Origin of the sequence: Haliea sp., assembly GCF_040221975.1 — a bacterium.
In the GTDB taxonomy this organism is placed as follows: Bacteria; Pseudomonadota; Gammaproteobacteria; order Pseudomonadales; family Halieaceae; genus Haliea.
Map to the genome: position 1 here is coordinate 33094 of NZ_JAVJWR010000004.1, position 13585 is coordinate 46678.

Genomic DNA, 13585 nt, shown 5'->3' on the forward strand with positions numbered 1-13585 from the left:
ATTGACAGGGCAGGTATATGGCATCGTTAAAGCTTTCTGATTCCGCCTTTGGCTCGGTAGGTCTTAGCATCACCGAGAATCTGGATCTGGCGGCGCTGTCGGCGTCCCTGACTGCACTGCTGGGCCAGAACTACCAGTTCGACAGCCTGGACGTCTCCAGCGTCACTGTGGAGGGCTTGCCAAGTTTTGATCCCCAGTTGGGTGCGGACGGGCTCATCGCGACGGGGCTGGGCCTGAGCGGAAGCCGCATCACCGTCGGCGGTTTCGACGCCTTTTTTGCCAGTTTTCAGCTTGGAGACCCGCTGTCGTTCACCGGCTTTGAAACCCTGGCGTTGACGCCGCAGACTATTGCCGATGTTACGCAGTTCACCCCTTCCTTCACTATTTTTGACGGCATCATTGATGATGCATTTGAACGCTCCCTGACCTTCGACGATACGCTGCTTGCGTTTGATTTTTCAGCGCTGGGGACAGGGCCGCTGGAGATTCGTCTCCAATCGGTGGCCCCCGGTGATACCGACGCAAGCCCCCCTTTCTCTGGCTATCAGATAACAGGGAATGACGGCGACACCGTCATCTACGGTACTTCCGGGCTTGAAGTGTCCTACTTCGGCAGCAATACCTATCTCCTGGGTGAAGGCAACAATGCCTTCTTCGGTGGCTCCGACAACGCTGCGGTAACCGGCGGATCTGGCCGTGACCTGTTGTTTGGTGGCTTTGGTGACGACATCCTGCTGGGCGGCGCAGGCAATGACATCCTGTTCGGGGGTGAGAGCTTCAACTTTGGTACCAGTACGCTGGATGCTGGGGCCGGGAACGACATCCTTTTCGGCAGCAGCGGCAACCATGAACTGACGGGCGGTACCAACGGTGACCGGTTTGTATTTGCCAACGGCTACGATATTTCCGTCACCCTGGAAGGTGGCGGATCCACTGTTAATACTGGATTCAACGTCTCTGATGGTGAGTCGGGTAGCAATCGACTGATGGATTTCGACCCGACCCAGGACCTGATGGCTCTGGCGCTGGACGATGTCATGCTGGACCCGCAGTCGGGCTCCCTGATCCTGAACGTAGGGCAGCAGACGGGCAATCTCGGGGAGTCGCTGTTGAGTTTCTCCATCAACTTCATCTCGCAATTTGACTCCTTCACTGTCGAGGATGTCCTTGGTGACATGGGCCTGGCCAGCACCATCTACATGGTGGAGCAGTCGACCGCGCTCATCGTGGACCGGCAATACCTCGATCAAACAGTTTTCAACCCCAGCCAGGAGCAGTCCTTTGACGGCGCCTTTGAGCTTGTGTATCGCTCGGCCGACCAGTCCCAGGGTGCGAGTTACGATGTATTCGAAGGGCTCAGAATCCAGCCCGTGAACTTCACCCCCGATCCACCCGAGGGGCCGATCGGTGGTCAGGACAAATTCGATCTCACCGCTCTGGGACTCACCGACTTTGCGGTAGGGGCGGGCGGCACTGATAGCCGCGAGATCGTCGATGCCCAGGGCGGCTTCACGACCGTCGCGGGGACCGAGGTCGCCGTTGAGGATATCCTCTTCACCAACGCGGACTTTGACTATCTTCTGGACCGTTTGCTGCTGGATGGATCCCAGGAAGACACCAGCGATTTCTTCCTGGACGGCAGCGACCCCGACAACCCGGTGTACCGCGCCATGCACGTAGAGTATACAAATACTGAGGGCGAGGAGTTCATTACCTATATCGATGCCGATCGCAACGGCGGTTTTGACCTGGACACCGATATGGCCTTTTTTGTGCGGCTTGGATTTGACGGCAGCCCCGGTCTCGACGATGTCACTGACCTGTACAATCCGCTCGCGGCAGGCGGTGGCACCGGCATCTTCATCTTTGACGAGGGTCAGTACGATTTCTGGTTGAATGATGAGTATCTGGGGTAACTGATGTTCCATGTCCGGGCAGAGCCGAATCTGGCGCTCACCTGATGTGAGTGCCTCCCGCCCACGCTCCGAGCTTTACCAGGCGCTGGCAAGCTTTCGACCCTCCCTGTTGGTGTTGGGCCTGTTCAGCCTGTGTATCAACCTGTTGTTGTTGGCCCCCGCCATCTACATGCTGCAGGTGTACGACCGGGTGATTACCAGCGCCAGTGTGCCAACCCTGGTGATGCTGACCCTGGTGGTGCTGCTTCTGTTTGCTACCATCGGCGCGCTGGAATGGGTGCGCTCCCAGATTCTGCTGCGACTGGGGTTGCGGCTGGAACTGGCCCTGGATGACCGGGTGTTTGATGTCTCCTTCCGGGAGGCCCTGTACTCCGGTGGCCGGTCCGCCCAGGGCGAGTCGCTGTCGGACCTGGCGGGCCTGCGCCAGTATCTGGCCAGCCCGGCTCCCAATGCCCTGTTCGATGTTCCCTGGTTGCCGGTATACCTGTTCGTCATGTATCTGCTGCACCCCCTGTTCGGGTTGGCGGGGCTGGTGTCCGCCGCGGTGTTGATCATTCTGGCGCTGCTCAATGCCCGCCTCAGTCGGCAGCCGCTGCAGGAGATCAGCGACGCGACCACAGACAGCACTGCCTTTGTCGCGAGGAATCTGCGCAATGCCGAAGTGGTGGAGTCCATGGGTATGCTGGATGATATCCGCCGCCACTGGCAGCGGCGCCATTACCACCTGCTCTCGGCCCACGGCCGGGCGGGCGGGCGCAGTGCCGTGCTGGGGTCAATATCCAGGGTCTTCCGCCTGGCGGTTCAGTCGCTGGTGCTGGGCCTGGGTGCCTGGCTGGTAATTGAACAGCGTATCACCCCCGGAGTGATGATCGCGGGCTCTATCCTGCTCGGGCGCGCGTTGGCCCCGGTTGACATGCTGATCGGCGGCTGGCGCCAGTGGGTGCAGGCGCGTTTGCAGTACCGGCGCCTGCAGGCGGCGCTGGCGCGTATTCCACCGCGCCGTGAACGCATGTCGCTGCCCGCGCCCGAAGGGGTTATCACGGCGGAGAATGTCTCCATTGCCCCGCCCGGCAAGCGGGTGATGGTGGTACGCAACGCCACTTTCCGCATCGATCGCGGCGATGCCGTCGCCATTATCGGCCCCAGCGCATCGGGCAAGACCTCGCTGGTTCGGGCCATGCTGGGGATCTGGCCCACGACCTCGGGCAAGATGCGGCTGGATGGAGCCGAGGTATTCAGCTGGGACCGGACCGAACTGGGCCCGCATGTGGGGTACTTGCCCCAGGATGTGGAACTGTTCGAGGGTACTGTCAGCGCCAATATTGCCCGTTTTGGCGAGGTGGATCCGGCCCGGGTAGTGGCGGCGGCCAAGCTGGCCAGTGTGCATGAAGCCATCCTGCGCCTGCCGCTGGGCTATGACATGGACATCGGCGATGCCGGCAGTGCTCTCTCGGCGGGCCAGCGCCAGCGTCTGGCCCTGGCCCGCGCGCTCTACGGCAGCCCCCAGCTGCTGGTGCTGGATGAGCCCAACTCCAACCTGGACGATGAGGGCGAGCGCGCGCTGATCAACGCCCTGCAGGCAGAAAAGCGGCGCGGCGCTACCATCGTTGTCATTTCCCATCGCAATAGCATCCTGGCGGCGGTGGACAAGTTGCTGGTGCTGCGCGAGGGTGCCATCCTGGTTTATGGGCCCAAGGCCGAGGTGCTGCAGCAGATGGAGGCGGGGCGCAAGCAGGCGCAGGCAAAGCGCCAGGCTCCGGAGACGGGAGCGGCGCCATGAGCACTGCGCCTCCGGACAGTTCCGACCGTCGCTATCGCCTGATCGGCATGCTGGTTGTTTTTGTCACCTTCGGAGTTTTTGGCGGCTGGGCCAGTCTCGCGCCGTTGCAGAGTGCCGCGCTTGCTCCGGGCGTGGTCACGGTCAAGGACGCCCGCAAGACCCTGCAGCATCTGGAGGGCGGCATCGTCGAGGAAATCCTGGTGGCCGAGGGCAGCGCGGTACAGGCCGGTGATCCGCTGGTGCGGCTGGATACCACGCAACTGCAAGCGGAGCGCTCCCAGCTGCGGGGCCAGTATGTCAGTCTCCAGGCCCTGGAGGCGCGACTGCTGGCGGAACGGGACAATCTGGATGCGGTGGTGTATCCGGTGGAGTTTGCGGGTTTGCAGGACTCCCGTGTGGACGCGGCCATCGCCGGCCAGAACGCGGTGTTCAACGCCCGCCGCGAGGCCACTGCCGGCGAGCGCGAGGTGCTGGAGCAGCGCATAGAGCAGCTCAGCTCCCAGAGCGACGGCATTCGCGCCGTGCGCGCCAGCAACGCCCGCCTGCTGGAGTCATTCGAGACCGAGATTCGCGACCTGCGGCGCCTGCAGGAGCAGGGTTTCACCGGCAAACAGCGCCTGACCGAACTGGAGCGGGAGCGGGCCAGCCTGATGGGTGAGAACGCCGAGGCGCTGTCGCGAATTGCCGGCAACGAGATCCGCATCGGCGAGACCCGGCTGCAGATTATCCAGCTCGACCGCCATCGCCACACCGAGATCGTGAATGAACTGGAGACTGTGCAGGGCAGGCTCTACGACCTCGGTGAGCGTTTGCGCGCGCTGGAGGACCGCCTTGCACGGGGCATCATCCGGGCGCCGGTCAGCGGTGTCGTGCTCGGACTTGCCGTGCATACGGTCGGCGGCGTGGTGCGCCCGGGCACCGCGCTGATGGATATCGTGCCGGAGCAGCTGCAGCTGTTGATTGAGGCGGAAGTGTCACCGCTGGATATCGACCGCATCCAGGCTGGAGACCGCGCGCGGATCCGCTTCAGTACGTTCAAGTCGGCAACCACGCTGGTCGCCGAGGGCACCATCATCACGATCTCCGCCGACAGGCTGCTGCGGGAATCCAGCGGCGCCCCCTACTACCTGGCGCAAGTGGAAGTGGATCCCGCCAGCCTGGCGCGCATGCCCCACGTCCGCCTGCTGCCGGGCATGCCCGCCGAGGTGCTGATCAATACCGGCAGCCGCACCCTGCTGCAGTACCTGCTGCAGCCGGCCAGCAACGTGATCGCCCGTTCTTTCCTCGAGGAATAAGCTGGTGAAACCCGCGGAGAACCCAGTGACATGACGACACCAGTGCGGCCCGGGTTGATTCTTTTGCTGGTGCTGGTGGGTCTGAACCTGCGCCCGGCGCTGTCGTCCCTGGCCCCGCTGCTGGCCCGGGTGCAGGCGGAAACCGGGTTGTCGGCGGCCGCCATCGGTGCCCTGACCACGCTGCCGGTACTGTGCCTTGGGCTGTTTGCGCCGCTGGCACCCTGGCTGTCGCGCCGCATCGGGATCGAACGAACCCTGTCCCTGGCCCTGTTGTTGCTGGTTGTGGCACTGGCGCTGCGGGCCAGTGCCAGTGTCTGGCCCCTGTTCGCCGGCACCGCCATGGTGGGCGCGGCCATTGGCATTGCCGGCACGGTGCTGCCGGTACTGGTGAAGCGCGACTTGCCGCGGGGGGCAGACCTGATGACCGGCGTCTATACCATGGCGCTGTGTCTCGGCGGTGCCCTGGGCGCCGGCCTCAGCATACCGCTCGCCGACTGGCTGGGCAGTTGGCAGCGGGCGCTGGCGAGCTGGTCACTGCTGGCCCTGCTGGCGCTGGCGTGTTGGCGCCTGGGCGTCCCGCATCCGATCCCGGACCGGGTCGCCCGACAGCAGGTCAAGCCCGGTCGCGGCCTGCTGCGTTCGCCTTTGGCCTGGCAGGTGACCCTGCTGATGGGCTCCCAGTCATCGCTGGCCTACATCGTATTTGGCTGGCTGCCGATGCTGCTGCAGCGCCGCGGCGTGGGTGAGGCCGAAGCCGGTGTGCTGCTCGGAGCCTCGGTGTTCGTGCAGTTGTTCGCGGCCCTGGGCGCTCCCTGGCTGGCGCGACTCGGGCGTGACCAGCGCCCGGCCCTGGTGTTCCTGCTGCTGCTGATCGGCATCGGTTTCTACTGCTTGCTGCAGGGGCCGCCAGTGCTGCGTTGGCCCGGCGTGGTGGCGCTGGGCCTGGGCCAGGGCGGCAGTTTCAGTCTGGCCCTGACACTGCTGGTGCTGCGCAGCGCCACGCCGGCGGTGGCCGGCCAACTGTCGGGAATGACTCAGGGGATAGGCTACTGCCTGGCGGCACTGGGGCCCCTCGGGGTTGGCATCATGCTGCAGCTGCAGGCACCGCTGACAGTCATCTGGGTGGCCCTGACAGCAGTGGTTGCACTGGCGATTGCCCTGGCGCTGCTGGCGGGTCGACGCCTGCTGCTGGATGTGGATGAGGGCGGGCGCATCGTGACTCGTAGCCACACGGGGCGCTATAAGGGCCCAGCAGGGTGATGCACTACCCTAATCTTCCTCGAGTTCCTCATCTTCCTCTTCGGTCTGCCCCAGCGTCTGTGCATGGCTGTCCTCTGGTGCGACCGGGGCGGTCGGCGATGGCGTCGGAACGGCGATTACCCCGGAGCCGTTGTCGCCATCGTCGCTGCCCGCCGTTGTCTCTGCAGCAACGTCCCCGGGGGGCGGGGCGCCGGTCGGGCTGAGCTGGCCCCTGGGGGCGGCAATGCCAATGTGGTGCGTGGCAAAACCGGGCTGAACCACCTGGTTCAGGGCCATGCCAATGATACGGCCGTCATAGCTGGAGACGATGCGGGTGCGGACGTTGGTGATGGGGTTGGTAACGGTGCCCAGCAGGTCGCCCTTCCTGACGGATTGCCCCAGGGTGACGCGGCTGAAGACGATGCCGCCCACAGGCGCCCGCTGCCAGACTGAATTGTAGTAGACCGGCTCCGGGTCGCCCCAGAGGCTGAAGCGGGTGGTCATGCCCAGGTGGTTGAGCAGCGTGCGGATACCCTTGACACTGTGGCTGACGCTTTCCTCATCGAGCACCGACGGCGCGCCTGCTTCCAGGGTCACGGCGGGAATGCCGGCTTCGACAGCCGAGCGCCGCAGGGTACCCGAAGTGCCCTCGCTGTGTACCACTACCGTGGAGCCGAAGCCCTTGGTCAGGTCCACCACCCTGGGATTGCTGAGGTCGCCGCGCAGCTGTGGCAGGTTGGTGCGAAAGAAGGATCCTGTGTGCAGGTCCACCAGCGCGCTGCAGTGCGCTACCAGTTCATTGAAAAAGGAGTAGGCCAGGCGCGAGGCAGAGCTGCCATTGGGATCTCCCGGGAAGAAGCGGTTGAGGTCGCGGCGATCACTGAGGTAGCGTGAGCCGGAGTGAAATCCCTGCAGGTTGACGATGGGTACGCCGATCACGGCGCCCTTGAGCTTGCCCGGATCGAGGTTGTACAGCACCCGGCGCACGGTTTCGATGCCGTTGAGTTCGTCGCCATGCAGGGCCGCTGTGAGGCACAGGGTCGGACCGGGTTCCACGCCGTTGACCACCAGTACCGGGGTGGCGATGTAGATGCCCTCGAAGGACTGCGTGGGAGCCCAGGCGAGCCGGGTTGATGTCCTCGGCGGCACTTCGGTGCCGAGCAAAACCAGGTTGCGACCGGTCTCCGGTTCTTCCGCCGTCGCCGGTTCGACAACGGTGACGGGAGTGATCGGCTCGTCCAGGGGCATGTTGCGCGCCTTGGGCAGCTCGCCGCGGCCTGTCGCGCCTGTCTCTGTCTCCGCTGCTTCTGCGTCCGCTTCCCCGGATTCCGTGTCCATGGCCGACTCCGGATAGGGTTCCGGCGCCTGTTCCTCCGCGCCGATGGCGACAGTGTCAGGCAGACTGCCGATCTCTTCCGTGACCGGGGCCTCGGCCACCTGCGCCCGGACCGGGCCCGTGAACAACAACAGTGACCACAGCGCCGCGGTTGCAAGCCGTCCCGTGGTGGAGGCCATGCGGAGATTGCTGTCAATGGGGCGCTGCAAAACGGGCTTCCTGTTCAAATCTGGCCGCCAGTCTAGCAGATTTGCTGCCCCGCGAAGGCAGGTATTGACAATGTGCTTGTGTTTCCGGCGCGGCAATGCAAAATTAGGGTCATGCAGTCGCGGCAATGGGGTCGGGTACCTGGCAGCCAGTGCTGCAGCCATCAACAATAACCCGGGGGAAGTCGCAATGTTCAAGGAATTCAAGGAATTCGCCATGCGCGGCAATGTCGTGGACATGGCCGTGGGCATCATTATTGGCGGCGCCTTTGGCACCATAGTAAAAAGCCTGGTCAACGACGTGATCATGCCGCCGATAGGCTTGGTGTTGGGGGGGCGTGGATTTCTCCGACCTGTTCATTACCCTGAAGCAGGGCACAGAGGCGGGGCCCTATGCAACCCTGGCCAGTGCCCAGTCCGCGGGCGCTGTCACCATCAGCTACGGCCTGTTTATCAACGCCGTGATCAGTTTCCTGATCGTTGCCTTCGCCGTCTTTCTGCTGATTCGCGGCATCAACCGCCTGAAACGGGAGGAAGAGACGCCGGCGGCGGCGCCCAGCGAGAAGGAATGCCCCTACTGTTTTTCCAACATATCGATCAGGGCCACTCGCTGCAGTCACTGCACCTCAGAGCTGGAAGCAGCCTGACTGCCTGTGGCGTCCGCGACGGTAGACACAGGGAGACGGTGGCGCCACTCGCCTGCGGTGGGCGGGTGGTGGGCGCTGCCGCTGCTCCTGTTCGCCCCGGCCGCAGCGGCACAAATGCTGCTGGGCGCCACGGTCACCGAAACGACCTTGACTGTGCTGCTGGCAATGATGGCTCTGACCCTGGCTGTCGTTTTGGTGCTGTACCGCCGCCAACGGCTTCTGACGGCGCTGTTGCGGGAGGAGTCGCGCACCGATCATCTCACCCATATTCCCAATCGGCGCTACTTCTTCGAAGTGCTGGACAGCAACATTGCAATGGCGTCGAGGCATGGGCAGCCGCTGTGTCTGGCGGTGCTGGATGTCGACCATTTCAAGGAGGTCAACGACACCTACGGCCACACCGTGGGCGACAAGGTCCTGGTGGACATCGCCGATAGCCTGCAGGCCCGGCTGCGACGGTCGGATAGCGTGGGGCGCCTCGGTGGTGAAGAGTTCGCCGTGCAGCTGCCCATGACCACCCTGGGGGCCGGGGCGCTGATTGCCGAGCGCTTGCGTCAGCATATAGCCGCGCTCGAGTTTCCGGAACTGGACCCGCCCCTGACAGTCAGCTGCAGTATCGGGGTGGCGCTGTTCGCCGCCGACATGTCGGCAGAAGCTCTCTATCACCAGGCCGACAGTGCGCTGTATCGGGCCAAGGGTGGGGGGCGCAACCAGATCGTGCTGGCGGAGGAAGTGCCAGAGCGACAGTCATCCTCTGCGCTGGCGGCCCCGGCGACGGCTGTCTCAGGCTGACTTCAGCTTTTCCAGCTGCCGGCGTCGCTCGCGCTTGATCCGCGCCAGGTCCGTCACGGCGTCACCGGCGATATCAGTCACAGTGCCCAGCCAGCGGCCGCCGAGGCGGGTGTTGTTGATGGCGCAGCGGGGGACGGCGGTCAGCGGCGTCTCGCGCAGAATGCGCAGTGAATCGCTCAGCGATGTGCGCAGCGTCTCGGCGGTTGCCTGCGCTGCGCTCTGATTGGCGATACCCAGCACTTCCAGCGATTCCAGCACGGCCTCCAGGCCAGTCCACTCCGCCAGCACCCCCTGCTCGATACGCCGACGTGCCCCGCGGCGCAGCTTGCGTCTCAGGTTCCTGAACTCGCGGTCGATTCTGGGCCCGAACACCGGGTCGCTGGCGGGGCGCAGGCGATCATCCAGCTCCAGCTCCAGCCAGTCCGCTGCGGTCAGCACGGCTTCGATCCGGGGGAACACCAGCTCCTCTTCACTGCGCATGTGGGCAAGGCTGTGGTCAATGTAGGCGCGCCCGGCAGCGACCACTGCGTCACTGTCGGCAGCCCCCCGGCGCCAGTCGGCGATCAGCTGCTGCAGGGCCAGCGCCTTGTCGGCCATGGCGTCGTGCTGGCGCTGCAGGCTGTCGACGTCATCGGCCAGCTGCCGGTCCAGTTCCGCGGCGCGGCCATAGATCAGGTCCTCCCGTGGATGGTGGTAGCGATCGGCCCAGTCGACCATGTAGGACATGATTTCATAGAGCACATGGCTGTCGGCTGGCGCGTCGCTGGCAAGGGCCTGCAGCTGCGCGGCCATCAGTTCGGTGATGTGCGTCAGGTGCACATGCTCTGCCAGCAACGTGGCGATCAGGGGGGGGCTGTTGTGTCGGTCGTTCATGGGCGCTCCACAAGGGGAATACGGAGAAGTTCCCGCAGTTGGCGTTGCCGGTTGTCAACAAGATCTTCCAGGGTGTAGCCGTCCAGTGTCGTCACGAACGCCTCCAAGGCTTCGCGCAGGGCCCTGGTCAGGCCGCAGTTGCCCTGTATCGCGCAGTTGCCATTGCGATCGAAGCATTCCACCAGTGGGCTCGGGGTCTCCATCTTGCGGAATACGTCTCCCACCACAATGTCCGCCGCGGGACGCGCCAGGGTCAGGCCACCGCCCTTGCCGCGGGCGGCATCCACGAAACCGTGGTGGTGCAGGTGCTGCACTACCTTGGTCAGGTGGTGCCGCGAAATGCCGTAGGCATCCGCCACATCGCGAATGGTGTGGCGGCGGCCGGCGTCCACCGCGAGGTAGATCAGGGTGCGCAGGGCGAAGTCGGTGTATTGGGTCAAACGCATCTGTGAGCCTTGCCGTGAAACAGGCCACCATCGTCGGTGGCTGTGGCCGCTGGAAAGGGAGCGGGGTTGGGGTCATGCCCGCGGGCTCGACCGCCGGGAAGCGGCATTCTAGCGGCAATATTGCACCAATAACAGCGAGCCACTCCCTGTGCTGCTGCCTCCACTGTGCATCATCGCGCCTCTGGGTCCGGCAACGGGTTGATCTGGATCAGGCTTTTGGCGGATAGCCGCTGGCGGCCTGCCAGGCCGGCCGGCTGCATGATGGGCAGTGGTTGACCGCTGCCGGCCATCGGTGTGAAAATCCATAACATGCATATAAAATACGAGTTATCGACAGCAGCTCTGGCGGCGACCTCCCATTCCGGGAAGTTCAGCGGGAGCAGGGGGAAGGTACCATGATGGATTCGCTGACACGCTCGGCGGCGCGCAATATCTTTTTTGGCGGCTCGCTGTTTTTCTTTCTGGTCTTTGCTGCACTCACTGCACACAGCCACTGGTACATGGTGAATGTCTCCACCGACAGGGAGGGGCTCACGGACACCGTCGCGGCCGGCAAGCATGTGTGGGAGCAGCACAGCTGCATCAATTGTCACACCATACTCGGTGAAGGGGCCTACTTTGCGCCGGAGCTGGGCAACGTCTGGACCCGCTACGGCGGCCGCGACAATCCCGCGGCGGCCCGCGCCGGCATCAAGGGCTGGATCAAGGCGCAGCCCCTGAATGTGCCAGGGCGCCGACAGATGCCCTATTTCGAGATAAGCGAAAAAGAGCTGGACGACCTGGTGGACTTTTTCCGCTGGGCCGACTCCATCGATACCCAGGGCTGGCCGCCACACCCGGCGGGCTGAATACATGACCCGGCAGATCGGGCAGGCAAGCAGGCAGAGGACACAACGATGAAATACGAAACCCAGCGGGTGGCTTTACCCTTTTTCGCAGTGGCCATGGCGCTGTTCGCGCTGCAGGTGATCTTCGGCATTCTTGCCGCCATGGTCTATGTCCTGCCCGAGTTCATGGTGGATCTGGTACCGTTCCATGTCATGCGCATGAGTCATACCAACCTGCTCATAGTCTGGTTGCTGATGGGCTTCATGGGCTGTACCTATTTCCTGTTGCCGGAGGAGGCCGAGCGGGACATTCACAGTCCGATGATCGCCTATGTGCAGTTGGCGATCTTCGCCGTGGCCGGCGCCGGTGCGCTCATCAGCTACCAGTTCGGTATCCACGAGGGCCGGGAGTTTCTCGAGCAGCCCCTGTGGTCCAAGATCCTGATCACGATCTCCTTTCTGCTGTTTCTCTACAACACCAGCATTACCCTGTACCAGGGGCGCAAGACGGCGATCAACACCATCCTCATGCTGGGCCTGTGGCTGGCGGCGATATTCTGGTTCTTCGCCTTCTACAACCCGTCCAATCTGGCTGTGGACAAGTTGTACTGGTGGTGGATCGTGCATGTCTGGGTCGAGGGTGTGTGGGAGCTGATCATGGCGTCCCTGCTCGCCTACCTGCTGATCAAGCTCACCGGGGTGGATCGCGAGATCATTGAGAAGTGGCTGTACGTCATCATCGGCCTGGCGCTGTTTTCCGGCCTGCTGGGCACCGGACACCACTACTACTGGATCGGCGCGCCCGGGTACTGGCAGCCTGTCGGCAGTTTCTTTTCCACCCTGGAAGTGGCGCCGTTCTTCGCCATGGTGATGTTTGCCTTCTACATGTTCTGGAAGGGCCGTCGCAATCACGCCAACAAGAGCGCCATGCTCTGGACCCTGGGCAGCGCCACGGTGGCCTTTTTCGGGGCCGGCGTCTGGGGCTTCATGCACACCCTGCACTGGGTCAACTACTACACCCACGGCACCCAGGTCACCGCGGCTCACGGCCACCTCGCTTTCTACGGCGCCTATGTGATGATGGTCCTCGGGGTCATTACCTACGCCATGCCCCAGCTGCGCCGGCTACAGCCCTTCAACCAGATTCTCAACATGTGGAGCTTCTGGCTGATGACTTCGGCCATGTGTTTCATGACCTTTACCCTGACCTTCGCCGGGGTGGTCCAGACCCATCTGCAGCGGGTGCTGGGCATGAACTACATGGAGGTGCAGGAGCAGCTGGTTCTGTTCTACTACATGCGCCTTGGCGCCGGTGTGGTGGTGGCCATCGCCGCGATGCTGTTCCTGTATGCGGTGTTCGGACCCGCGCGGGAAGAGCTGCCCGAAGGCGATACCGCGCTGACGGCAGCGTGACAGTGAAGGTCGCCGCGATGCCGGAGCAAGCGGGGGAGTTGCCGTATTACGAGCCGGTGGGCGACGAATGCGCATTGTTCGAGCACGCCTGGCGCCACGGCCTGCCGCTGCTGCTGAAGGGGCCGACCGGCTGCGGCAAGACCCGTTTCGTGGCGCACATGGCGGCGCGGCTCGGGCGGCCCCTGTTTACCATTTCCTGCCACGACGATCTTACCGCCGCGGATCTCACCGGCCGTTTCCTGTTGCTGGAAGGGGAAACCCGCTGGGTCGATGGCCCCCTGACCCGCGCGGTGCGCGAAGGTGGTATCTGTTACCTGGACGAGGTGGTGGAGGCGCGCAAGGACGTGACCGTGATCCTGCACCCGCTCACCGATGACCGCCGCCTGCTGCCGCTGGAGCGCACCGGTGAACTGTTGCAGGCGCCGCCGGAATTCATGCTGGTGGTGTCGTACAACCCGGGCTACCAGAATGTCCTCAAGTCCCTGAAGCCCAGTACTCGCCAGCGTTTCGTTTCCAGCACCTTCGATTTTCCGCCGCTGGACCAGGAGGTGGCGATCGTGTCCCGGGAGAGCGGGCTGGCAGCGGCGCGTTGCCGTGCCCTGGTGGGCCTGGCGCAGCGCCTGCGGGCGCTGAAGGGGCAGGACCTCGAGGAGGGGGTGTCCACGCGGCTGCTGATCTACTGTGCCACCCTGATCGCGGCGGGGCTGCCGGTCATGCAGGCCGCCCGCGCTACCCTGGTGGAGCCGCTGACCGACGAGCCCGACGTGCAGGAGGCTCTGCTGGAGCTTGTCACCATGGCCTTCGGCGGCGACTGA

Annotated in this window: 12 protein-coding genes and 1 pseudogene; 10 read left to right on the forward strand and 3 right to left on the reverse strand. The window is 64.0% G+C overall.

Features of this window, described 5'->3' with window-relative positions; translation table 11 throughout:
- The first annotated feature begins 17 nt into the window (after window positions 1–17).
- Genes RLO07_RS01000 through RLO07_RS01015 form a run of 4 tightly spaced genes read left to right on the forward strand, consistent with a single transcriptional unit; the run spans window position 18 to window position 6251 of the window.
- Complete coding sequence (locus RLO07_RS01000) at window positions 18–1916, forward strand: calcium-binding protein (RefSeq protein ID WP_462290266.1); 1899 nt, start codon at window positions 18–20, stop codon at window positions 1914–1916.
- A gap of 46 nt (window positions 1917–1962) precedes the next feature.
- On the forward strand, window positions 1963–3696 hold the full coding sequence (locus tag RLO07_RS01005) for a type I secretion system permease/ATPase (protein ID WP_462290267.1): 1734 nt from the start codon (window positions 1963–1965) through the stop codon (window positions 3694–3696).
- Entirely contained in the window at window positions 3693–4991 is a 1299-nt protein-coding gene (locus RLO07_RS01010) for an HlyD family type I secretion periplasmic adaptor subunit (RefSeq protein WP_462290268.1), read from the forward strand. The genes RLO07_RS01005 and RLO07_RS01010 overlap by 4 nt, the downstream gene beginning before the upstream one ends.
- Before the next feature lie 30 nt (window positions 4992–5021).
- Window positions 5022–6251 (forward strand): MFS transporter, encoded by a 1230-nt coding sequence (locus RLO07_RS01015; protein WP_462290269.1) that lies wholly within the window; start codon window positions 5022–5024, stop codon window positions 6249–6251.
- A 9-nt stretch (window positions 6252–6260) separates the two neighbouring features.
- Here the strand turns inward: RLO07_RS01015 and RLO07_RS01020 are convergent, their stop codons facing one another.
- Window positions 6261–7775 (reverse strand): succinylglutamate desuccinylase/aspartoacylase family protein, encoded by a 1515-nt coding sequence (locus RLO07_RS01020; protein ID WP_462290270.1) that lies wholly within the window; start codon window positions 7773–7775, stop codon window positions 6261–6263.
- Window positions 7776–8010: 235 nt separating this feature from the next.
- Between RLO07_RS01020 and RLO07_RS01025 the strand changes: the two are divergent.
- From RLO07_RS01025 to RLO07_RS01035, 3 genes and pseudogenes are all read left to right on the forward strand, one after another.
- Window positions 8011–8058 (forward strand): annotated as a pseudogene (locus RLO07_RS01025) (large conductance mechanosensitive channel protein MscL); the annotation flags it as partial.
- 52 nt (window positions 8059–8110) lie between these two features.
- On the forward strand, window positions 8111–8419 hold the full coding sequence (gene mscL / locus RLO07_RS01030) for a large-conductance mechanosensitive channel protein MscL (protein ID WP_462290271.1): 309 nt from the start codon (window positions 8111–8113) through the stop codon (window positions 8417–8419).
- Between the two features lie 57 nt (window positions 8420–8476).
- Complete coding sequence (locus RLO07_RS01035; RefSeq protein ID WP_462290272.1) at window positions 8477–9211, forward strand: GGDEF domain-containing protein; 735 nt, start codon at window positions 8477–8479, stop codon at window positions 9209–9211.
- Here the strand turns inward: RLO07_RS01035 and RLO07_RS01040 are convergent.
- Together RLO07_RS01040 and RLO07_RS01045 are read right to left on the reverse strand one after the other, a co-directional pair.
- Window positions 9203–10084, reverse strand: coding sequence for a hemerythrin domain-containing protein (locus RLO07_RS01040; RefSeq protein ID WP_462290273.1), 882 nt, complete (start codon window positions 10082–10084; stop codon window positions 9203–9205). The genes RLO07_RS01035 and RLO07_RS01040 overlap by 9 nt on opposite strands.
- Window positions 10081–10530 carry an RrF2 family transcriptional regulator gene (locus tag RLO07_RS01045; protein WP_462290274.1) on the reverse strand — a complete coding sequence of 150 codons (450 nt, stop codon included), beginning with the start codon at window positions 10528–10530 and terminating at the stop codon, window positions 10081–10083. The genes RLO07_RS01040 and RLO07_RS01045 overlap by 4 nt, the downstream gene beginning before the upstream one ends.
- A 395-nt stretch (window positions 10531–10925) precedes the next feature.
- Between RLO07_RS01045 and RLO07_RS01050 the strand changes: the two genes are divergently transcribed.
- The 3 genes from RLO07_RS01050 to RLO07_RS01060 are packed head-to-tail and all read left to right on the forward strand — an operon-like array spanning window position 10926 to window position 13585.
- Window positions 10926–11378: a c-type cytochrome gene (locus RLO07_RS01050; RefSeq protein WP_462290275.1), complete on the forward strand. Its 453-nt coding sequence runs from the start codon at window positions 10926–10928 to the stop codon at window positions 11376–11378.
- Window positions 11379–11426: 48 nt separating this feature from the next.
- Window positions 11427–12770 carry a cbb3-type cytochrome c oxidase subunit I gene (locus RLO07_RS01055; RefSeq protein WP_462290276.1) on the forward strand — a complete coding sequence of 448 codons (1344 nt, stop codon included), beginning with the start codon at window positions 11427–11429 and terminating at the stop codon, window positions 12768–12770.
- Window positions 12767–13585 (forward strand): AAA family ATPase, encoded by an 819-nt coding sequence (locus tag RLO07_RS01060; RefSeq protein ID WP_462290277.1) that lies wholly within the window; start codon window positions 12767–12769, stop codon window positions 13583–13585. Before RLO07_RS01055 ends, RLO07_RS01060 begins: the two co-directional genes overlap by 4 nt.

Excerpts from the sequence above, each read along its gene's own strand:
- RLO07_RS01045 (WP_462290274.1), bottom strand. The coding sequence starts at position 10,530 with ATGCGTTTGACCCAATACACCGACTTCGCCCTGCGCACCCTGATCTAC.
- RLO07_RS01040 (WP_462290273.1), bottom strand. The coding sequence starts at position 10,084 with ATGAACGACCGACACAACAGCCCCCCCCTGATCGCCACGTTGCTGGCA.
- RLO07_RS01000 (WP_462290266.1), top strand. The coding sequence starts at position 18 with ATGGCATCGTTAAAGCTTTCTGATTCCGCCTTTGGCTCGGTAGGTCTT.
- RLO07_RS01055 (WP_462290276.1), top strand. The coding sequence starts at position 11,427 with ATGAAATACGAAACCCAGCGGGTGGCTTTACCCTTTTTCGCAGTGGCC.
- RLO07_RS01050 (WP_462290275.1), top strand. The coding sequence starts at position 10,926 with ATGATGGATTCGCTGACACGCTCGGCGGCGCGCAATATCTTTTTTGGC.
- RLO07_RS01015 (WP_462290269.1), top strand. The coding sequence starts at position 5,022 with ATGACGACACCAGTGCGGCCCGGGTTGATTCTTTTGCTGGTGCTGGTG.
- RLO07_RS01010 (WP_462290268.1), top strand. The coding sequence starts at position 3,693 with ATGAGCACTGCGCCTCCGGACAGTTCCGACCGTCGCTATCGCCTGATC.